The sequence below is a fragment of the Vibrio sp. B1-2 genome (genome assembly GCF_963888445.1).
Lineage (GTDB): Bacteria > Pseudomonadota > Gammaproteobacteria > Enterobacterales > Vibrionaceae > Vibrio > Vibrio anguillarum.
On the sequence record NZ_CAWPJH010000042.1, the window covers coordinates 57,964 to 77,988 of the forward strand.

General features: G+C 44.8%; 17 protein-coding genes and 1 tRNA gene. 8 read left to right on the forward strand and 10 right to left on the reverse strand.

Features of this window, described 5'->3' with window-relative positions:
- Nucleotides 1–19: 19 nt before the first annotated feature.
- From rplT to AACQ75_RS15065, 5 genes are all read right to left on the reverse strand, one after another.
- Nucleotides 20–373, reverse strand: coding sequence for a 50S ribosomal protein L20 (rplT, locus tag AACQ75_RS15045; protein WP_010319590.1), 354 nt, complete (start codon nucleotides 371–373; stop codon nucleotides 20–22).
- A 41-nt stretch (nucleotides 374–414) separates the two neighbouring features.
- Nucleotides 415–609, reverse strand: a complete 195-nt coding sequence (gene rpmI, locus AACQ75_RS15050) for a 50S ribosomal protein L35 (protein WP_010319591.1) — start codon at nucleotides 607–609, stop codon at nucleotides 415–417.
- A 103-nt stretch (nucleotides 610–712) separates the two neighbouring features.
- Nucleotides 713–1,264 (reverse strand): translation initiation factor IF-3, encoded by a 552-nt coding sequence (gene infC, locus AACQ75_RS15055; protein ID WP_170889030.1) that lies wholly within the window; start codon nucleotides 1,262–1,264, stop codon nucleotides 713–715.
- A gap of 3 nt (nucleotides 1,265–1,267) precedes the next feature.
- Entirely contained in the window at nucleotides 1,268–3,196 is a 1,929-nt protein-coding gene (thrS, locus tag AACQ75_RS15060) for a threonine--tRNA ligase (RefSeq protein ID WP_010319593.1), read from the reverse strand.
- 213 nt (nucleotides 3,197–3,409) lie between these two features.
- Nucleotides 3,410–5,428 carry a DEAD/DEAH box helicase gene (locus AACQ75_RS15065; RefSeq protein ID WP_170888962.1) on the reverse strand — a complete coding sequence of 673 codons (2,019 nt, stop codon included), beginning with the start codon at nucleotides 5,426–5,428 and terminating at the stop codon, nucleotides 3,410–3,412.
- Nucleotides 5,429–5,790: 362 nt separating this feature from the next.
- On the opposite strand from AACQ75_RS15065, the gene rnb reads away from it, so the two are divergent.
- Nucleotides 5,791–7,800 carry an exoribonuclease II gene (rnb, locus tag AACQ75_RS15070; RefSeq protein WP_170888963.1) on the forward strand — a complete coding sequence of 670 codons (2,010 nt, stop codon included), beginning with the start codon at nucleotides 5,791–5,793 and terminating at the stop codon, nucleotides 7,798–7,800.
- Nucleotides 7,801–7,861: 61 nt separating this feature from the next.
- Here the strand turns inward: rnb and AACQ75_RS15075 are convergent, their stop codons facing one another.
- Nucleotides 7,862–8,212: a DUF3024 domain-containing protein gene (locus AACQ75_RS15075; RefSeq protein ID WP_026027345.1), complete on the reverse strand. Its 351-nt coding sequence runs from the start codon at nucleotides 8,210–8,212 to the stop codon at nucleotides 7,862–7,864.
- 174 nt (nucleotides 8,213–8,386) lie between these two features.
- On the opposite strand from AACQ75_RS15075, the gene AACQ75_RS15080 reads away from it, so the two are divergent.
- The gene (locus tag AACQ75_RS15080; RefSeq protein ID WP_026027798.1) at nucleotides 8,387–9,208 is read left to right on the forward strand and encodes a phosphate ABC transporter substrate-binding protein; all 822 of its coding nucleotides are present in this window, start codon (nucleotides 8,387–8,389) and stop codon (nucleotides 9,206–9,208) included.
- 52 nt (nucleotides 9,209–9,260) lie between these two features.
- Here the strand turns inward: AACQ75_RS15080 and AACQ75_RS15085 are convergent, their stop codons facing one another.
- The gene (locus tag AACQ75_RS15085) at nucleotides 9,261–9,938 is read right to left on the reverse strand and encodes a MaoC family dehydratase (RefSeq protein ID WP_013868538.1); all 678 of its coding nucleotides are present in this window, start codon (nucleotides 9,936–9,938) and stop codon (nucleotides 9,261–9,263) included.
- A gap of 315 nt (nucleotides 9,939–10,253) precedes the next feature.
- On the opposite strand from AACQ75_RS15085, the gene AACQ75_RS15090 reads away from it, so the two are divergent.
- Nucleotides 10,254–10,344, forward strand: a tRNA-Ser gene (locus tag AACQ75_RS15090).
- A gap of 188 nt (nucleotides 10,345–10,532) precedes the next feature.
- Here AACQ75_RS15090 and AACQ75_RS15095 read toward each other — a convergent pair.
- Complete coding sequence (locus AACQ75_RS15095) at nucleotides 10,533–11,075, reverse strand: GNAT family N-acetyltransferase (RefSeq protein ID WP_170888964.1); 543 nt, start codon at nucleotides 11,073–11,075, stop codon at nucleotides 10,533–10,535.
- 174 nt (nucleotides 11,076–11,249) lie between these two features.
- Here AACQ75_RS15095 and AACQ75_RS15100 point away from each other — a divergent pair, with 174 nt between their 5' ends.
- Together AACQ75_RS15100 and dcuC are read left to right on the forward strand one after the other, a co-directional pair.
- Complete coding sequence (locus tag AACQ75_RS15100) at nucleotides 11,250–12,377, forward strand: acyl-CoA desaturase (RefSeq protein WP_017050757.1); 1,128 nt, start codon at nucleotides 11,250–11,252, stop codon at nucleotides 12,375–12,377.
- 296 nt (nucleotides 12,378–12,673) lie between these two features.
- Entirely contained in the window at nucleotides 12,674–14,041 is a 1,368-nt protein-coding gene (dcuC, locus tag AACQ75_RS15105; protein ID WP_019281627.1) for an anaerobic C4-dicarboxylate transporter DcuC, read from the forward strand.
- Nucleotides 14,042–14,107: 66 nt separating this feature from the next.
- On the opposite strand, the gene AACQ75_RS15110 is transcribed toward dcuC, so the two are convergent.
- Nucleotides 14,108–14,740: a response regulator gene (locus AACQ75_RS15110; RefSeq protein WP_013868534.1), complete on the reverse strand. Its 633-nt coding sequence runs from the start codon at nucleotides 14,738–14,740 to the stop codon at nucleotides 14,108–14,110.
- Nucleotides 14,727–16,451, reverse strand: a complete 1,725-nt coding sequence (gene narQ / locus AACQ75_RS15115) for a nitrate/nitrite two-component system sensor histidine kinase NarQ (RefSeq protein WP_170888965.1) — start codon at nucleotides 16,449–16,451, stop codon at nucleotides 14,727–14,729. Before narQ ends, AACQ75_RS15110 begins: the two co-directional genes overlap by 14 nt.
- 215 nt (nucleotides 16,452–16,666) lie before the next feature.
- Here narQ and napF point away from each other — a divergent pair, with 215 nt between their 5' ends.
- The 3 genes from napF to napA are packed head-to-tail and all read left to right on the forward strand — an operon-like array spanning nucleotide 16,667 to nucleotide 19,955.
- Nucleotides 16,667–17,161, forward strand: a complete 495-nt coding sequence (gene napF, locus AACQ75_RS15120; RefSeq protein WP_017046967.1) for a ferredoxin-type protein NapF — start codon at nucleotides 16,667–16,669, stop codon at nucleotides 17,159–17,161.
- 2 nt (nucleotides 17,162–17,163) lie between these two features.
- Entirely contained in the window at nucleotides 17,164–17,469 is a 306-nt protein-coding gene (locus AACQ75_RS15125; protein ID WP_013868531.1) for a chaperone NapD, read from the forward strand.
- Complete coding sequence (napA, locus tag AACQ75_RS15130; RefSeq protein WP_094126834.1) at nucleotides 17,466–19,955, forward strand: periplasmic nitrate reductase subunit alpha; 2,490 nt, start codon at nucleotides 17,466–17,468, stop codon at nucleotides 19,953–19,955. Before AACQ75_RS15125 ends, napA begins: the two co-directional genes overlap by 4 nt.
- Nucleotides 19,956–20,025 lie beyond the last annotated feature (70 nt).

Sequence of the window (20,025 nt, forward strand, 5' to 3'; positions counted from 1 at the left end):
TTAAACCTTCACTGCTAAATTAAAGAGCAGTTTTTGCTTTTTCAACAAGCACTGCAAATGCAGCTTTGTCGAATACCGCGATATCAGCAAGGATCTTACGATCGATCTCAATAGATGCTTTCTTAAGACCGTTAATGAAACGGCTGTAAGATAGACCATTTTGACGAGATGCTGCGTTAATACGCGCAATCCATAGCTGACGGAACTGACGCTTTTTAGTGCGACGGTCACGGTAAGCGTATTGACCAGCTTTGGTTACAGCTTGGAAAGCTACGCGGTAAACACGTGAACGTGCTCCGTAGTAACCTTTAGCTTGTTTTAGAACTTTCTTATGACGTGCACGAGCTTGTACACCACGTTTTACGCGAGGCATTATGCTTCTCCTAAACTAAACGATAAATAAACTAAAAAGAATTAAGCGTATGGCAACATGCGCATAACACCAGCCACTTCACATTTTGGAAGGATTGAGTTAGGGCGTAGTTGACGCTTGTTCTTAGTAGTACGCTTAGTCAGGATATGACGTTTTGTAGCGTGCTTAAATTTAATACCGCCAGCAGTTTTCTTAAAACGCTTAGCTGCACCTTTGTTGGTTTTCATCTTAGGCATGATGAATAACTCCGCATTGTAGTAGTTTAAATAACATGTAATTAGGGCGAATAACACCCCACCGTCTTTCAACGGCGAGGTCTCATTACTTGTAAGCCGTTAATTACTTCTTTTTAGGGGCAAGCATCATGATCATCTGGCGTGCTTCAATTCGACTCGGGAAAGACTCAACTACTGCAATTTCAGCAGTATCCTCTTTCAAACGATGAAGAACATCAACACCGATGTCTTGGTGCGCCATCTCACGGCCACGGAAGCGAATAGTAACTTTCACTTTGTTGCCTTCTTCTAGGAAACGGATCAGGTTGCGTAGTTTTACCTGATAGTCTCCAATATCAGTCCCAGGACGGAATTTAATTTCCTTAATCTGGATCTGTTTTTGCTTCTTCTTCTGCTCTTTAGCAGTCTTGCTCTTTTCAAAGAGGAACTTGCCATAGTCCATCACACGACAAACTGGTGGCTCGGCGTTAGGGCTGATCTCTACAAGATCCATACCAGCTTCTACAGCAGCTTCTAATGCTTCGTTGATTGATACAACACCAACGGATTCACCATCTGCGCCAGTTAAACGAACTTCACGAACGCCACGAATTTCACCGTTTAAACGGTGCTGGTTTGGTTTGGCCGGCTGTTGGCCACGTCTTCCGCCTTTAATAGTTTATTCCTCCAGATTGAGCTTACGGCTAGAAACTTCGGCTTGGATATACGCAATAAAGTCATCCAATTTAAATTTACCTAAGTCCTTGCCCCTGCGGGTACGTACTGCGATCTCTCCGGCTTCCATCTCTTGGTCACCACAAACAAGCATATACGGTACACGCTTTAAAGTGTGTTCGCGGATTTTAAAGCCAATCTTCTCATTTCTCAAGTCTGCTTTGGCTCTAATTCCACATTTTTGTAGTTTTTGTGCTACTTCCTGAGCGTAAACTGACTGTTTATCAGTAATGTTCATAATTACCGCTTGTTCCGGCGCTAACCACGTAGGGAAGAAACCTGCATACTCTTCGATAAGGATACCGATAAAGCGCTCAAGTGAACCCAAAATTGCACGGTGAATCATAACCGGAACAAGACGCTCGTTACTTTCGCCAACATATGTCGCGCCTAGACGAGCAGGTAAATTGAAATCCAGCTGCACTGTACCACATTGCCACGCACGATCTAAGCAATCATGCAAAGTAAATTCAATTTTAGGGCCGTAGAATGCGCCTTCACCTTCTTGAATTTCAAATGGGATATCCATTGCCTGCAGTGAAAGCTTTAATGCTTCTTCCGATTTATCCCAAATTTCATCACTACCAACACGTTTTTCTGGGCGTGTAGACAGTTTAACAACGATGTTATCAAAACCGAACGTCGTGTAGGTGTCGTAGACCATCTTGATACAAGATGTCACTTCTTGTTGAATTTGATCTTCGGTACAGAAAATATGGGCGTCATCCTGAGTAAAGCCACGAACACGCATAATGCCATGTAATGAACCTGATGGTTCATTGCGGTGGCAAGATCCAAACTCAGCCATACGCAATGGCAGATCACGGTATGATTTCAAACCTTGATTAAATATTTGAACGTGGCCTGGGCAGTTCATCGGTTTAATTGCGTATTCACGGTTTTCAGATGACGTCGTGAACATGGCATCCGCATATTTATCCCAGTGACCAGAACGCTCCCATAGAACTCGGTCCATCATTAATGGACCTTTTACTTCTTGGTAGTCGTACTCACTGAGTTTTTGGCGAATGAACACTTCAAGATCACGGAATATAGACCAACCGTTATGGTGCCAGAATACCATCCCTGGAGCTTCTTGCTGCATATGGAATAGATCGAGTTGCTTACCAATTTTACGATGGTCACGTTTAGCCGCTTCTTCTAAACGCGTTAAATGGGCTTGAAGTGCTTTCTTGTCATGGAATGCTGTACCATAGATGCGCTGTAGCATCTTGTTATCACTGTTACCACGCCAGTACGCGCCAGCAATGCTAAGCAGGGTAAAGTGTTGGCAGAAGCTCATGTTAGGTACGTGAGGACCACGACACATGTCAATGTATTCTTCATGATGGTATAGACCCGGTCTGTCATCACGAGCCACATTCTGATCCAAGATTTCCATCTTGTATGTTTCACCGCGAGCTTCAAAAGCATCACGGGCTTCCTGCCAACTGACTTTCTTTTTGACAACTTGATATTTTGTCTTGGCAAGCTCTTTCATGCGCTTTTCGATTTGCTCTAAATCATCTTGCGTGAGTGATTGCTCAAGATCGATATCATAGTAGAAGCCGCTGTCGATCGTCGGACCAATTGCCATTTTGGCTTGTGGATAAAGTTGCTTTAATGCATGGCCAAGTAAGTGCGCACAAGAGTGGCGTACGATCTCTAAACCATCAACTTCATCTTTTGTCGTTATAATTTCAAGGCTAGCATCATTTTCAATAAGATCGCACGCATCGACGCGCACACCATCGACACGACCTGCGATCGTTGCTTTTGCAAGACCAGGGCCGATAGAAGCTGCAACTTCCATTGTCGATACAGGGTGTTCAAAATGACGTTGACTGCCGTCAGGAAGAGTAATAATAGGCATGTATAATCCTTACAGTGGTGTTGCATACCAAGCAACACGTGTTGAGTTTGATTGAAAATAACCCATCGAAGCTCACTCGGTAACACGAATACCGGAACTTCAATGAAGTGAAGATTTTAACTAGCTCACGCTAGAAATGCAAAGGTCGAATAATCTAAATCAAAAGAAAAAGCCCATGATAAATATCACGGGCTTTGGAGTTTCAATAATTGATTATGCTTCAGCGCGACGAGGACGGCTTAGTGTACCCGCGTTGGCGTTGGAATTAGCACTAGCGTTGCCGTGACCACGTTCACCACGGAAGTTACCACGATGGTCGCCACCACGGTTGCGGTCAAAACGACGCTCACCATCACGACCAGTCGCCGCTGCACCGTCACGGTTGCCACGGAAGCCACCTTCACGGCCACCACGACCTGCGCCAGCCGCAGGAGCACCGCCTTCACGATTACGGAAGCCACCGTTTCCGCCTTCACGACGGGCACCACCACCGTTACCACCTTCACGACGACCACGAGACTCGCGGAAGTCATCAAAGTCACATACAACGGCACCGACTTCTTTTTGGCGAATACGCAGTTTACGCAATTTGCCTTCAACATCTGAAGACATTGATTTAGGAAGCTGTACGAATGTATGGCCTTGAGCAAGTTTAATTGCACCAATTGAACCTTTGGTTAAACCAAGTTCATTAGCTAAAGCACCAACGATGTCTTTCACTTGCACGCCTTGCTCACGGCCGACTTGTAACTGATAAGTATCCCAGTCATTGCTCGCAGTACCATATTCGCGGCGACCTTCGCGTCCATCACGGCTATCGCGACCGCCTTCACGACGTTCACCACGCTCACTACCCTCTTTACGATCACGACGACGTGATTTTTCACGCTCGATCGCGTCGACCATTGGATCTGGGCCGACATAGAACAGTGGACGATTGCCTTGTTGACGCTTCAGTAAAATGGCCGCCAGTGTTGTGGCATCAATCTCTAGGCTTTGTTGAAGTTTTTCAATGAGCTCAACAAATTTGTCTAAAGCAGTATGACCTTTGTCAGCTTCTAGCTCTGCACCCAGTTTGATGAGACGAGCTTCCGCAACTTTGTCACGCATTGGAAGTTGAATCTCTTCCATTTGAGAACGAGTTACGCGCTCAATCGTACGCAACATACGAATTTGGTTCGTGCGAACTAGAAGGATCGCTTTACCTTTGCGTCCAGCACGGCCAGTACGGCCAATACGGTGGATGTATGATTCTACATCGAATGGGATATCATAGTTGAACACGTGTGTAATACGTGGAACATCAAGACCACGAGCAACAACGTCTGTCGCAACAAGAATGTCGATTACACCCTGTTTGATATGATCAACCGTGCGCTCACGCAGTGATTGCGGAATATCACCATGAAGCGCTGCCGCTTTAAAGCCACGAGATAATAACCAATCAGCTAAACGCTCGGTGTCTTGACGAGTACGTACAAAGACGATTGACGCATCGGTTTCTTCTGTTTCAAGAAGACGAGCCATCGCTTCATCTTTTTCAACACCTTTAACAACCCAATATTGCTGCTCTACTTTCGCAACAGTTTGGTTTGAACCTGCTACGTCAACACGAGCTGGATCACGTAGGTAACGGTCAACAATCGTCTTCACCATAGGAGGCATAGTCGCAGAGAACAGCACGCGTTGAGCGGTGCCAGGTGCTTGTTCCATGATCCAAGTTACGTCATCAACGAAGCCCATTTTGAGCATTTCATCAGCTTCATCAAGGACGAAGGTATGACATTCGTCTAAATGAAGGCGATCACGAGTGATCAAGTCTTTTACACGACCAGGTGTGCCAACCACAATATGAGCACCATTTTTCAGAGCGCGCATTTGGTCAACAATAGAAGCACCGCCATAGATTTCAAGTACTTTAAGGCCTTGAATCTTTTGGCCAAGGTTTTTGATTTCTGCCGCAACTTGGATAGCAAGTTCACGAGTTGGTGCCATCACAATTGCTTGTGGCTTGTGTTGAGAAAGGTTTAATTTGTTCAGTAGAGGTAGAGAAAACGCAGCCGTTTTACCTGTACCTGTTTGTGCTTTACCTAGCGCATCTCTTCCTTCAAGAAGAAATGGAATAGCAGCAGCTTGGATAGGAGTTGGAGAAACGAAACCCATTTCATTTAGAGCAGAAAGGATTGAGTCGTTTAGGGCTAATTCACTAAATTGAATTACAGAGTCTTGCATGGAGATCCCACTAGATTAATTAACAAAAGGTCCCACGTGCTCTACCAATTCCAATACCGATCCATTAAAAAGAGCTGAGTTCCGTTCAGATGCGGATAAGTCTTAAAACGCATCAAGCCGCTAGGGACATATAAGGGACGCGGATTATTCCCTAAAAGCATAAAAAAAGCTAGTAAAAATTGAATTACATCACAAAAATTCGTTATAAATGACCATTAAGCTCATTAATTCACCCGAAACGAACACAGAAGCTGCATTTACAGCGCACTGTTAAAGCAGACTAGCAAAAATAACGCTTTCGGTAGTAATCATCCCGCTCAATGATTATAGTGTGCCCAATCGCATTTGTTAGAAAAAGAAACATGTTTCAAGATAATCCGCTCCTTGCTCAACTCAAGCAACAAATCCAAGAGAACTTGCCTAAGAAAGAAGGCACGATAAAAGCCACTGAAAAAGGCTTCGGCTTTTTAGAAGTTGACAGTAAGAACAGCTTCTTTATTCCGCCTCCGTATATGAAGAAATGCCTACACGGAGATAAAGTGGTGGCCATCATTCGCACTGAGAATGAGAAAGAAGTGGCTGAGCCTCAAGAGCTGCTTGAGCCTTCATTAACTCGCTTCATTGGCCGTGTAAAGCTGTACAAAGGTAAGCTGAATGTCACGCCCGATAACCCGCAACTAAAAAGGCAATCGCTGAAAGCCAAGGTGCAAAAAGGATTAAACCCTGAACATTTCTCTGAAGGTGATTGGGTTGTTGCACAGCTTATTAACCATCCACTGAAAAACGATAGCGATTTTATGGTTGAAATCACCCATAAAATTACGGATGCCAACGATAAGATTGCGCCTTGGTGGGTGACTTTAGCTGAAAATGACCTGCCTAACAGTGAGCCGACTGGTATTGAACATTGGCAGCTCAAAGATGATGCCGACCTACAACGCATCGATATGACCCACCTTCCTTTCGTGACCATCGATGGGGCATCAACTAAAGATATGGATGATGCACTGTTCGCCCAAAGAACCCAGAACGGTGACTTCACATTAACCATTGCCATTGCAGACCCAACCGCATACATCACGCCAGATGACGAGATGGACAGTGTCGCGCGTGAACGGGGTTTCACTATTTATCTCCCTGGCCGCAATATCCCAATGTTGCCACGTGATTTAGCCGATGATTTGTGTTCGTTGATGGAAAATGAAGTTCGCCCTGCCCTTTGCTGTACCGTAACAGTGACTAAAGAAGGTGTGATTGGCGATGACATTACCTTTTTTGCGGCCAACATTAAATCGCATGCTCGATTGGTTTATGATCATGTATCAGATTGGTTAGAGACGGGCACTTCTGCCGATTGGCAACCAAGTGACCAAATCGCTTCCGTTGTGCGTGATTTGTATGATTTTTCATTAGCGCGCGCACAATGGCGCGAAACATACGCGGTCGTGTTTACTGATCACCCTGATTATCGATTTGAACTGAGTGAAGACAACGACGTAGTGGCAATTCATGCGGATCTTCGCCGTAGTGCTAACCGTCTTGTTGAGGAAGCGATGATAACCGCGAATATCTGTGCGGGAAAAACGCTCAAAGCGCATTTTGGCCAAGGCGTGTTCAATACGCACGCGGGGTTCAAACCCGAAAAAATTGCCGATGTTGTCGAATTAGTCAACCCAACGGGTGAGCTTGAATACACTGCCGATAACTTAGCGACTCTAGAAGGCTTTGCCTCTTTACGTCGCTGGTTATGTAAGCAAGAGACCCGCTATCTGGATAATCGTATCCGCAAGTATCAAGCTTACAGTGAAATAGGAAACCAACCTCTTCCGCATTACGCAATGGGTTTGGATATCTATGCCACTTGGACTTCTCCTATCCGTAAATATGGCGATATGATCAACCATCGTATGTTGAAAGCACATATTTTAAACAAAGAGCCCGTACAAACACCGGATGGAACCGTTGGTGAAGAGTTGGCACTACACCGCAAACACCACAAAATGGCCGAACGTAACGTAGGCGACTGGCTCTATGCTAGAACGCTAGTAAACGAACCGAGCAAAGGCACCCGTTTTACGGCTGAAATTTTTGATATCAATCGAGCTGGCATGCGCGTACGTCTTTTGGAAAATGGCGCAGCCGCATTCATTCCTGGTTCTTTAATCTTAGACAACAAAGAACGTATTGAATGTAATGCGGAAAGTGGAACGCTGCTTGTCGATAAAGAAGTCGTCTTTAAGCTCGGTGATACGCTCGAAGTCGTGCTCGCAGAAGTGAATATGGAAAACCGCAGTCTGATTGCAAAACCGACTCAGGTTTTCGAACCGTTACCTATACCTTCAGAAGCTAATACCACTACCCAAGGGGAGTGATTTTAGCAGCATAGACATTTCTATCAGGCATTCTTCGGAGTGCCTTTTTATTGCTTATTGATCACCAAAAGTAAGATTTAGGATCTTTTTCAATTTCGCGGATCAACGCCGTCAAATCCGTTGTTTTAGGGAGAAAAGGATACGGCAACCAATCTTCAATTTCTTTATCGGGATCCGTATTGGGAATATACAGCGCCCATTTAGCTTCTTCCCAAATCACTTTCGCCACGATACTTGAATAGTCGCAATGCGTTGAATCTAATTTGTAATGGTGTTTGATGAAGTGCACACCGTTAACGATCGGCTCAAAACAGGATTTGCCTAATTCAACAGACACACTTTGGTTACGATTATGGCAAACAAGCTCTGCTCTTCGTTCTAGTTGACGTTGCAACAAATTCACTACCGCCATTTTACCCTCGCTCAAACACGGCTTCCTGACATCTCGACTATAGCTGACTTCGCTTATCTCTGATATGAAAAACCGTAAGGCTACAAACCACTTACCTTTGTGGTTCACAAAAGTGTCATCTATACGACATATTATGGTGGCTCAATTTTTCTAAATAACCATATTGGAGCCACTATGTTTCGAGTCGCGCTTGCTACACTGCTTTCAACTTTGCTACATACCCAGTTTGCCTTCGCAAGTGAAGTTAATATTTCTGGCTCGACCTCGGTCGCTAGGATCATGGAAGTATTCGCCGAGGACTACAATACCGCACACCCTGAAACTTATATCGCGGTTCAAGCCGTAGGTTCGAGTGCTGGCATCACATTACTGAAAAAAGGTGTCGCAGATATCGCCATGAGCTCGCGCTACCTCACAGAAAGTGAGCAAGATGAGACGATGAGCACCCTACCGATTGCCTATGATGGGTTGGCTGTTGTAATCAATCGCTTAAACAGTATTGAAAATCTGACTCGTGAGCAGTTATTTGATATTTATAAAGGGAAAATAACCAACTGGAAACAAGTCGGTGGTGCTGATCAAAAAATCGCAGTTGTGACCAGAGAAGCATCATCAGGTTCCCGCTATAGCTTTGAAAGCTTATTAGGCCTGACTCGTGTGATTAATGATCGCTTAGTGTCAGACATCAGTTCCAATAACTTAGTGGTCAATAGCAATAGTATGGTTAAAACACTGATTAACCATAACCCTCAAGCGATCGGTTTCATCTCTACGGGATCGGTAGATAAATCGATTAAAGCGATAAAATTTGAGGGAGTAGAAGCCACTGCAAAAAATATTGTCACTCATGAATATAAACTTTCCATGCCATTTTTAGTGGTCTATTACCCTGAAAAAATCACTAAAGAGACTCAAGCTTTCATTGCATCTTTAAAATCAGCGGAAGCAAAGGCTCGCATAGAAGAATATGGTTATATTCCTTTGAAAAACAAATAAATACAAAAAGGAGAGTGATCGACTCTCCTGTTTCTATGTCATTTTTCTAAAGTTAAAAATGGAGTTGGATTACTGAAACCACGACACAGCCTGGGCGACGAATACCTTCAATTTCCACTTTAATTTCTCTCTCGATCTCCAAACCTTTTTTGATTGGCGTAACTTTCAATAGAGTACTAATCGCTCTTACTCGGTTTCCTGATTTCACTGGATACGGGAAACGAACTTCATTTAAACCGATATTCACCACCATTTTTGCGGTCGGAAATATTGGTTTGTCAGGATCAACGCTATCCGTCAATTTAGGTAACAAGGCCAAGGTCAAAAAGCCGTGCGCAATTGTGGTCCTAAATGGAGAATCAACTTCCGCTTTTTGAGGGTCGGTATGAATCCACTGCATATCCTCGGTTACTTGACCAAACTGGTTAATGCGCTCTTGATCAACCACCAGCCATTTACCCGTATGAATGACTTCACCAATCTGAGTCTGGAGCTGTTTATACAGACGTTGCGCTTCAGGTTTGAGTATCAAGGGTTCGGCAATAGGAGCATCTTCATTCACTGCTGGTTGGTGAAAATCTCTAACCCAAGAAAACAACTGGCGACTGTTTGTTTTATGTAGAAGCTCGCCCCAGTACTCACGTACTGAAGGTGATACCCACTGCATAAGCTCAGAGGAGTACTTGTTCATTGAATCGCCACGATGCTTAAAAAGATTCTCGACTTTCATCTAAACCTCGGTGATTAGTTAGAATGCCCTTGGATTGAGGTAATTTTGAAGTACTTCACACTTAGCTGCAAACACTTTCGAGCGTACAACCGTTCCCTGAAACACACAAATTACATATAAATCAATCAAATAAAAATAAAACACCATTTTATTAGATAACTAGGTTGTAGAGTATATAGCTCATAAAATCAAGGGAAGCGGTAAAAACAGTGCTTTACTGTAACTGAAAACGTTATTGCGGTTAGCCAAACCGAGTCGATGACTCAACTTATTGCTTTACAATATTATGGTGGCTATCTATTATGCGCACCACACGGAGAGATGGCTGAGTGGTTTAAAGCACCGGTCTTGAAAACCGGCGATGGTTAATAGCTATCCTAGGGTTCAAATCCCTATCTCTCCGCCAAATACCAAGAAAAAGCCTTTGATTATCAGAGGCTTTTTCTATTTATAGCATTTGGAAACTTTAGATGATTAAAAACTCATGTGTCTGGAAGATGCAATCATGTTTGGTCATCGCCTCTTCCTCAATACATCAAGAACGAATCACACGAATACCGATAGGTAAGAGACATAGCCCGCGCACTATGCGTTTCAATCAACCGTAGAAGAGACCGAAGCCAACAAATCTGTTGGGCTGGTCCAGGTATAAACCCACTCTTTAATATCTTGCCCACAGGGAGACCGCCATAAACGCTCTCCTTTAGGTCGACCAGCTAAGTAGTCGTAAAATTCGATGGCTTGCTTATTGTCTGCCATCACTTCCAAATACACACCGCTATTAGGGAAATACTGCTCAAACCATGCCGCCATATCTTGAATCAACTGGCGACCAATCCCCCTTCCTCGATAATTTTCATCAATGTGCAGAGACTCGATAATGCTGCCTTTGTCAAAATCGTGGTTACCAAAGGCGCAGATAAACCCACACAGCAGCCCCCCCTCTTCAATCAGTAGGACATGTTGATTAAATGGTGGATTGATTAAGCGAGTTTGCCAAATCAGTAAACGGTCTTCTAGAACGTCGTTATCAAGGTACTCTTTGCCTAATATGCCTTGGTAGTGAGTTCGCCAACTTTGAGCGTGTAGCTGAGCAATTCTTTCAAAATCGCAATATTCAGCTGCTTTTATTTCCATATTCTAGTCCTTATTACTTCCTGTAAGGATTAACATCGTCTTTCATACTATTCGGTTCAAATAGAAAAGCAAAATATACTAGTCACAATCCCTTAAAAGAATCATTAAACCTCTTTGACTTACAGTTGTTCGCTGATATTCTAGCGAACAACTGTAAGCTCAAGGACTTTAATCATGGAATCGGCATCAAAACCACCACTTATTTGGATAAACATCGTCATTTTTAGCTTCAGCTTGGGCTTAGCGACGATTGCAGCCCCTTTGTATGGATGGCAATTTGGCTACGGCATGGAGCATTGGCTTTGGTTGATGATTTGTTTTTCCTTTTGCAACCTTTCCATTACCGCGGGCTATCACCGTTTATGGTCACATAAAGCCTATGAAGCACATTGGGCACTGAGATTATTGTTTGCATTAGGTGGGGCGTTTGCACTGCAAAACAGTGCGCTACATTGGTCTTCTGATCACCGAGTTCATCACAAGCATGTAGACAATAATGACAAAGATCCTTATTCAGCCAAACGTGGATTCTGGTTTTCACACATAGGTTGGATGCTGCGTCACTACAATAAAACCACGTACGATGACTACTCCAACTGCCGTGACCTGCAAAAAGATAAGATCGTCATGTGGCAGCATAAGTATTATGTGCCTTTGGCACTCGCAATGAACTTGGGCGTTCCTTTGATCCTTGGTTTTATTTATCACGATATACTGGGCATGTTACTGATCGTGGGTGCACTGCGTTTGGTGCTCAATCATCACACGACATTTTTCATCAATTCGCTGGCTCATATATGGGGTAGCCAGCCGTATACTGATAAAAATACAGCCCGCGATAACGGTATTTTGGCTTTCTTCACTTTTGGCGAGGGCTACCACAATTATCACCATATTTTTGAAAACGATTATCGTAATGGGATTTATTGGTGGCAATACGACCCAACAAAATGGCTGATCAAGCTGTGTTCGTGGCTTGGGTTGGCTGGTAAACTGCGCACTTCTCCCCCCCTTAAGGTAGAAAAAGCGAAAGCGTTAATGGCATTAAGCCATGCGCAAAAACAGATCGCCGCGTTGCCCAATCAGCAACTCGTTATGGCCAGCATACAACGTGAATTTGACGCTTTAGTCATGCAGTTGCAAGAGTATTATGAATTAAAGAAACAGCTGATCGAAAGTAAAAAAAACAATATGGTTCGTAGATATGAACACTCCCTATTGATGCTGCGCTATCGACAAGTGAAGCAACAATTAGCACTACAAAAATCCAATTGGCAGCTCATTGTGCGTCAGTACTCCTAAATTCATACTTTACAGATTTGATGAAGCCATGCCTTAAGTGGCTTCATTTTTCTTAGCTTAAATTATCCCCCCTCTAACAGAACTTCTAGCCGCATATTTGCTAAATGAATAGTTAGAACGACTAAAACATATTCAAAGTTAAAGAATTTTCAACTAGGTTATCAATTGATAATTTTATTGTTTTAGATCATCTAAAGCTCAACTTGCTCTCGTGCTACAGCATTCTTTTCGGTAAATTCCTTGTCATAAATTGATACACGTTTTTGCAATATTGTTCATAATTTCAGGAGACTTAAATGCTAGAGCTTTTAATTGGCTTGGCGGTAACAGTAGCGGTGGGTTATTTCATTGTTAAAGGTTACAAGCCAGCCGGTGTGTTACTCACCGCAGGTATCGTTTTACTGCTATTAACTGGCGCACTTGGCTATTCAGTGCTGCCAGCCAAAGTACCCTCAACCGGTAACACAGTAACGGATGCACTCGAATTCGTGAAATACATGTTACGTTACAGTGGTGGCGGTTTAGGCATGCAAATTATGTTGCTGTGTGGTTTTGCTTCGTACATGACACACATCGGCGCCAACAATGTGGTTGTAAAACAGTTTTCTAAACCTCTTTCGGTTATTACATCCCCTTATATCTTGCTGGTTGCTGCTTACATTGTGGCATGTTTGATGTCTTTAGCGGTGAGCTCAGCAACGGGTCTTGGCGTACTGTTAATGGCCACTTTATTTCCGATGATGGTAGCGATGGGGATCTCTCGTCCGGCCGCAGTTGCGGTATGTGCATCTCCTGCTGCGATCATCCTTTCCCCGACATCCGGTGATGTGGTTATTGCGGCGGAAAAATCAGGCCTACCTTTACACGTTTTTGCCGTGGAAACGGTTCTTCCTGTTTCGATCTGTGCCATTATCGTCATGGCGATCGCGGCCTTCTTCTGGAACAAATATCTCGATAAGAAAGACAACACACCGATGGAAAAAATCGATGTTTCCGCCATCGAAGTGAAAGCACCGGCTTACTATGCGGCTCTTCCATTCTTACCTATTGTGGGTGTGTTCTTATTCAACGGAGAAACCATTCAAGGTTTGAGCCTTGATATTTACACCATTGTGGTCGGATCCATCTTCATCGGTGCATTGGTTGACTTCGTGACGAAGCGTTTTAAAGGTAAAGAGACGTTAGAAGATCTAGAATCATGCTACGCAGGCATGGCCGAAGCATTCAAAGGCGTGGTGATGTTATTGGTTGCTGCGGGCGTGTTCGCGCAAGGTTTGATGTCGATTGGGGCGATTGATAACCTGCTTCATCTTGCAGAAACCGCAGGCGCAGGCGGCATAGCCTTGATGCTGATTTTGACAGGCCTTACCGTAGCAGCCGCTATTGCGACGGGTTCAGGCAACGCTCCGTTCTACGCCTTTGTTGAGTTAGCGCCATCGTTGGCGGCTAAATTGGGCGTGAACCCAGCCTTTCTCATTATCCCGATGCTGCAAGCTTCAAACCTTGGACGCACCATTTCACCAGTATCAGGCGTCGTTGTAGCAACAGCTGGTATGGGCCAAATCAGTCCATTTGAAGTGGTAAAACGCACTTCCGTTCCTGTCATCCTCGGCTTAATCACGGTCATTATTGGTACAGTAATCCTTGTACCGATGACAGCATAACATTGACAAACAATCAGGGCGTTCAACAGGACGCCCTTTTTTCAAACCGCTATTTCCAAATAGGTGTTATTTACTCTCGCTATAGCGTTCCAAGTATAAAATCGTTGCTGCCGTGCGCGATGGGACGCGTAGCTTCTTCAGTAAACTCTTCATGTGCACCTTTACTGTCGACTCAGAAATGAACAGACGATCCGCAATTTGTTTATTCCGATACCCTTTCGCGACCTCTTTTAAAATCTGAGTTTCACGGTCGGTTAATGCCTCAAAAAGATCTTCATGCGTATGGCGTTCGGCAAGGTACTGAGTAACAAACTCGCTGTACGCTTTTACACCCGTCGCGGCCTGTCTAAGCAGTTCCACCAGCTCATCTGGTTCTGTATCTTTAAGAAGGTAGCCATCAGCCCCCGCTTTCACCATAGCTTCAATATCGAGCGCACTGTCTGATACCGTTAAAATAACGATGGTAGCGGTTGATTCATCCGCACGAAGCGCTGTTAACGTATCGAGCCCTGACATGCCTTTCATATTCAAATCAAGCAGAATGAGATCCGGCTCGATGTCATGTGCCAAAGCGATGGCTTCACTGCCGTTACAAGCTTCAGCAACCACTTCAAAGTCATCTTCAAAACTCAATAGCTGGTTGATACCACGTCTCATCAAAGGATGGTCATCTACCAACATTACTCTACATCTCGTCAAAATTTGTATCCTTTGAACGTTTATATTTCAATATAACTTCACACCCAGCATTGGGTGCGGAGGTTACTGACACTGCGCCATGCAGCCGCGCCGCTCTTTCTTGCATAATGCTTAATCCATAGTGATTGAGCCTAGCACGCTGTTGATCAAAGCCAACCCCATCGTCTTTGATCGTCACCATCACCTGATCGTCTAATTCATCACAGTTGACTTGAATGACATTAGCTTGAGCGTGTTTGATAGCATTGATAGTCGCTTCTCGGATCAATTGCAGTAAATGCACTTGTTGATGCGCATCTAAATCAATCGATGACAAATTATTATTAAGCACTATCTCCGCCGTAGTTTGCTCGCCAAGTTCCTCTAGCATGCCCTTGAGCGCTTGACCAAAATTGCCTTCTTTAATCGTTAGCCTAAAGGTAGTTAATAACTCTCTTAACTGGGTGTAAGCGCCCGACAAACCTTGATCAATATCTAAAATGATTTGCTCTTTTTTCTCTGCAGCGTGCGGGGTCTCTGCTCGGCCAATCACGCGTTTTAATAGTGATACTTGTATCTTCAGATACGAAAGCGATTGAGCTAACGAATCATGCAGTTCCCGTGCGATGGTGGCGCGTTCTTCCATCAAGATCAACTGCTCGGCTTGTTTCTGTGCTTGATTATAATAAATGGCACGCGACAATATTTGTACGAAGTTATCAATCAAGGCGCTATTTGGACAAGGCAAGCTGTATTGCAGATACAAGTAACCCAGTTGCATCCCATCTAAGCTCAGCAAAAGCGGAGAAAGGGAGAATCCATTGCTCTCACCTTCGGATAAGCGCGTACTTTTACCCGCGTCATCACCAATTTCTAACTGGGCAAATGTGACCCCTTCAATGGTGACCAAGTGTTGCAAAATCGCTTGGAAATTATCTTGGCTAATGCGCGACGCGGTTAACTCTTGCGAGCAGTCATACAACACTTGCAGTGCTTGGTTGGCATTTTGCAACTTATGGGTTTTCTCATTCACCGCTTGCTCTAAACCAAGGTACAACTTACCAAGATCGGTGGCCATTTTATTAAACGTGCGGGTTAAGATCCCCATTTCATTATGGCTGGTGACATTGAGCGATACATCAAATGAACGGTTTTGGATCTGCTCACTGGCGGTCACTAGCGAACGCAATGGCCCCACCACTTCCTTACGAATAAAATGCACCACAAACAATGAGATACACAACACACCACCCAACCCCATGCCGCCAAACCAAGCCAGTTGGATCAGCTTTTGTTCTGAGAAGTGCTGCAACTTAAAGACAAAACGGTCGATTTGGCTGACAAATTTCGCTACCTCATCAAGATAGCGGTCTTTGTTCTCGCTATTTAACAAGCTTTTCAGTTCGTGCCAACGAATGATCAACTGATAATAATCTTTGGTGATGTCGTTTGGCACAGGCCAACGCTGCAATGCTTTCATTGATGGTGAATAAAGCGAACGTTCAAAAAGATAAATGTGAGATGAATAATCCACCGAGTTACTTTGAATATCATGTGCCAATCGATAGCTTTGCATACGCATTGAACCAGCCACGTTAACCGCTTCCGCATCATTGAGTGAGGAAGCGAGTGTAAAAATGGCGTAGCCTGTGATGGCAACCGATAACAGTAAAATCGACACCATGGCTTTGGCAATGGTGCTGGTGACCGACTGTTTGGATCGTTTTCTCAAAACATCTCTCCGTGAACCTCTCCTTGCCTATTGTATCTGATTGGGCACCGCTGTCGTTAAAGCCATTCAATATGTGATCACTCGCGCTTGAATTTATTGATCTAAAACAACATGACTAGCCAATTACCTCCTTGGGGGTATTTATAGAAATAGGACAAAAACTACAATTTGTGTATGGATAAATGAAGATTTGTTAACAAATACAGGAATGCACTTTGGTTGATCTCTCGAAAAGGCGTTTTTTTTCTCGTAATCAGGTCGATGACACCATTGTCCGCTTGCCTTGGATTGCTCACCCCCTCTCCTTTTCAGATGAGTGCACTCGCTGCGGCCGCTGCCTAGACGCGTGCGAAACAAAGATCATCACCTTAGGTGATGGCGGCTTCCCAACCATAGATTTTCATATTGATGAGTGCACCTTTTGTTATCAGTGCGCGCAGAGCTGCCCAGAGCCAATTTTCGCACCGCGCTCAACACAACCGTGGCTGGCTAAAGCAAAGCTCGAAGAAAGCTGCTTGGCTAAACGCAATGTGGAGTGTCGTAGCTGCGCTGAGTCATGTGAAGCCAGCGCTATAACGTTCAATTTAGTGATCGGAAAAGTGGCGCAACCGAATGTCGATATTGATGCCTGTAACGGATGTGGCGCGTGCGTTTCCATCTGTCCAACCTCAGCCATCCGTGTGAGCAATATTAATAATAATGAGAGATAAACATGTCACTCAATGAAGTACATATTTCAAGTTTGATCGTTCACGTCGTACCTGAACATTTAGCAGCGCTCAAAGCGACAATCGAATCGTTTGAGAACGCCGAAGTGTATGGCCAAAGCAACGAAGGGAAAATGATCGTCGTTTTGGAAACGGAAAATCAAGGCTTCGTTACTGACACCATCGATGCGATTAACAACTTACCACATGTTCTCAGCACCGCTTTGGTTTATCACCAAATAGAAAGTGGGCTGGATGACACGGATACCAACACTGGAACACAACATTCCCACATTGAGGATGACGTATGAAAATGACAAGACGCGCGTTTGTGAAAGCAAACGCAGCCGCATCCGCAGCCGCTATCGCTGGTATTACTCTACCCGCCAGCGCAACAAACTTGATTGCCAGCTCAGACCAAACAAAAATCACTTGGGATAAAGCGCCTTGTCGTTTCTGCGGTACGGGCTGTTCAGTATTAATCGGTACCCAAAACGGCAAAGTGGTTGCCACACAAGGTGACCCTGAAGCGCCCGTTAACAAAGGGTTGAACTGTATTAAAGGATACTTCCTTTCAAAAATCATGTATGGCAAAGATCGCTTAACACAGCCACTGCTGCGCATGAAAGATGGCCAATACCATAAAGATGGAGAGTTCACGCCAGTGTCGTGGGATCAGGCTTTCGATGTGATGGCTGAAAAGTGGAAACAAGCTCTAAAAGCGAAAGGGCCAACCAGTGTTGGCATGTTCGGTTCAGGCCAATGGACCGTGATGGAAGGTTACGCCGCCGTTAAACTAATGAAAGCGGGCTTTCGCTCTAATAACATTGATCCGAACGCTCGTCACTGCATGGCTTCAGCCGTTGTTGGATTTATGCGCACCTTTGGTATTGATGAACCGATGGGCTGCTATGATGATTTTGAACACGCTGATGCCTTTGTGCTTTGGGGTTCAAACATGGCCGAAATGCACCCGGTTCTTTGGACTCGTATTACCGATCGTCGTTTAAGTCACCCACACGTTAAAGTAAATGTCCTTTCGACTTATTATCATCGTTCGTTTGAGCTGGCCGACCACGGTTACATTTTCCACCCACAAAGTGACCTTGCCATCGCCAACTTCATCGCCAACTACATCATTCAAAACAATGCGGTGAACTGGGATTTCGTCAATAAACATACCCACTTCAAACAAGCGACTACGGATATTGGTTATGGCCTGCGTGACGAGCACCCATTGCAAGTTAAAGCGAAAAATGCAAACTCCGGTGATGTTACTGCGATTGACTTTGAAGCTTATAAAGCCTCGGTTGCACCTTATACGGTTGAAAAAGCCGCGCAAATGTCAGGCGTTGCCGAAGATAAACTGATCGCGCTTGCAAAACAGTACGCTGACCCTAACACCAAAGTGATGTCACTGTGGACTATGGGCATGAACCAACACACTCGCGGTGTTTGGATGCAAAGCTTGGTCTACAACCTGCACTTACTGACAGGCAAAATTGCCACACCTGGCAACAGTCCATTTTCATTAACAGGTCAACCATCCGCTTGTGGCACGGCACGTGAAGTCGGAACCTTTTCTCATCGCTTGCCTGCTGACATGGTGGTGGCAAACCCCAAACATCGCGCGATTGCTGAAAAAACATGGAAGCTTCCGCAAGGCACCATTCCTGAAAAACCGGGCTTTCACGCCGTACAGCAAGACCGAATGCTCAAAGATGGCAAACTCAACGCTTACTGGGTGCAGTGTAATAACAACATGCAAGCAGGCCCGAATATTAACGAAGAACGTTTACCGGGTTACCGCAACCCAGAAAACTTTATCGTCGTGTCTGACCCGTATCCAACAGCCACAGCGCAAGCGGCCGACTTAGTGCTCCCTACCGCAATGTGGGTGGAAAAAGAAGGCGCTTACGGCAATGCTGAACGCCGCACTCAAGCTTGGTATCAGCAAGTTGGTACTGTGGGCGAAGCAAAATCAGACTCATGGCAAGTGATGGAGTTCTCTAAACGCTTCAAAATGGAAGAAGTGTGGCCAGAAGAATTGCTCGCCAAAGCGCCACAATATCGCGGTAAAACCCTGTTTGATGTGCTGTTCAGAAACGGACAGGTTGACCAATTCCCGCTTGAAGAAGCGCGTGAACTGAACGATGACGCACATCACTTCGGTTTCTATGTACAAAAAGGGTTATTTGAAGAGTACGCCAGCTTCGGACGCGGTCACGGCCACGACTTAGCTCCTTATGATACCTACCATAACGTTCGCGGCTTACGTTGGCCAGTTGTGGATGGCAAAGAAACGTTATGGCGCTTTAAAGAAGGCTCTGACCCTTATGCGAAAAAAGGATCTGATTGGGATTTCTACGGCAAACCGGATGGTAAAGCGTGGATCATCTCCGCTCCTTATGAAGCTCCGCCGGAATCACCTGATGCCGAATTTGATATGTGGCTGTGTACAGGCCGCGTGTTAGAACACTGGCACACCGGCACTATGACGCGGCGCGTGCCTGAACTTTATAAAGCCGTACCCGATGCGCTCTGTTACATCCACCCAGATGACGCCAAAGCGCGTGGGTTACGACGTGGTGATGAAGTATTGATTTCCAACAAACGCGGCGAAGTTCGTGTTCGTGTGGAAACGCGCGGCCGAAATCGTCCACCGCATGGTTTGGTCTTTATCCCATTCTTTGATGCTCGCATTTTGATTAACAAGCTGATTTTAGATGCTACGGACCCACTGTCGAAGCAGACAGACTTCAAAAAATGTCCGGTAAAAATCACTAAAGTAGCGTAAGCCAGTTAATGAATGCATCGGCTGCTCTATGGGGGGCCGATCTCAGAATGAGCCATTAGGCGGAGAATTT

Bases quoted from the DNA above. Each gene is read 5' to 3' on its own strand.
- rnb (WP_170888963.1), top strand. From the start codon at position 5,791: ATGTTTCAAGATAATCCGCTCCTTGCTCAACTCAAGCAACAAATCCAA.
- thrS (WP_010319593.1), bottom strand. From the start codon at position 3,196: ATGCCTATTATTACTCTTCCTGACGGCAGTCAACGTCATTTTGAACAC.
- napA (WP_094126834.1), top strand. From the start codon at position 17,466: ATGAAAATGACAAGACGCGCGTTTGTGAAAGCAAACGCAGCCGCATCC.
- AACQ75_RS15100 (WP_017050757.1), top strand. From the start codon at position 11,250: ATGGAATCGGCATCAAAACCACCACTTATTTGGATAAACATCGTCATT.
- AACQ75_RS15080 (WP_026027798.1), top strand. From the start codon at position 8,387: ATGTTTCGAGTCGCGCTTGCTACACTGCTTTCAACTTTGCTACATACC.
- rplT (WP_010319590.1), bottom strand. From the start codon at position 373: ATGCCTCGCGTAAAACGTGGTGTACAAGCTCGTGCACGTCATAAGAAA.
- AACQ75_RS15095 (WP_170888964.1), bottom strand. From the start codon at position 11,075: ATGGAAATAAAAGCAGCTGAATATTGCGATTTTGAAAGAATTGCTCAG.
- AACQ75_RS15125 (WP_013868531.1), top strand. From the start codon at position 17,164: ATGTCACTCAATGAAGTACATATTTCAAGTTTGATCGTTCACGTCGTA.
- rpmI (WP_010319591.1), bottom strand. From the start codon at position 609: ATGCCTAAGATGAAAACCAACAAAGGTGCAGCTAAGCGTTTTAAGAAA.
- dcuC (WP_019281627.1), top strand. From the start codon at position 12,674: ATGCTAGAGCTTTTAATTGGCTTGGCGGTAACAGTAGCGGTGGGTTAT.
- AACQ75_RS15075 (WP_026027345.1), bottom strand. From the start codon at position 8,212: ATGGCGGTAGTGAATTTGTTGCAACGTCAACTAGAACGAAGAGCAGAG.
- AACQ75_RS15065 (WP_170888962.1), bottom strand. From the start codon at position 5,428: ATGCAAGACTCTGTAATTCAATTTAGTGAATTAGCCCTAAACGACTCA.
- AACQ75_RS15085 (WP_013868538.1), bottom strand. From the start codon at position 9,938: ATGAAAGTCGAGAATCTTTTTAAGCATCGTGGCGATTCAATGAACAAG.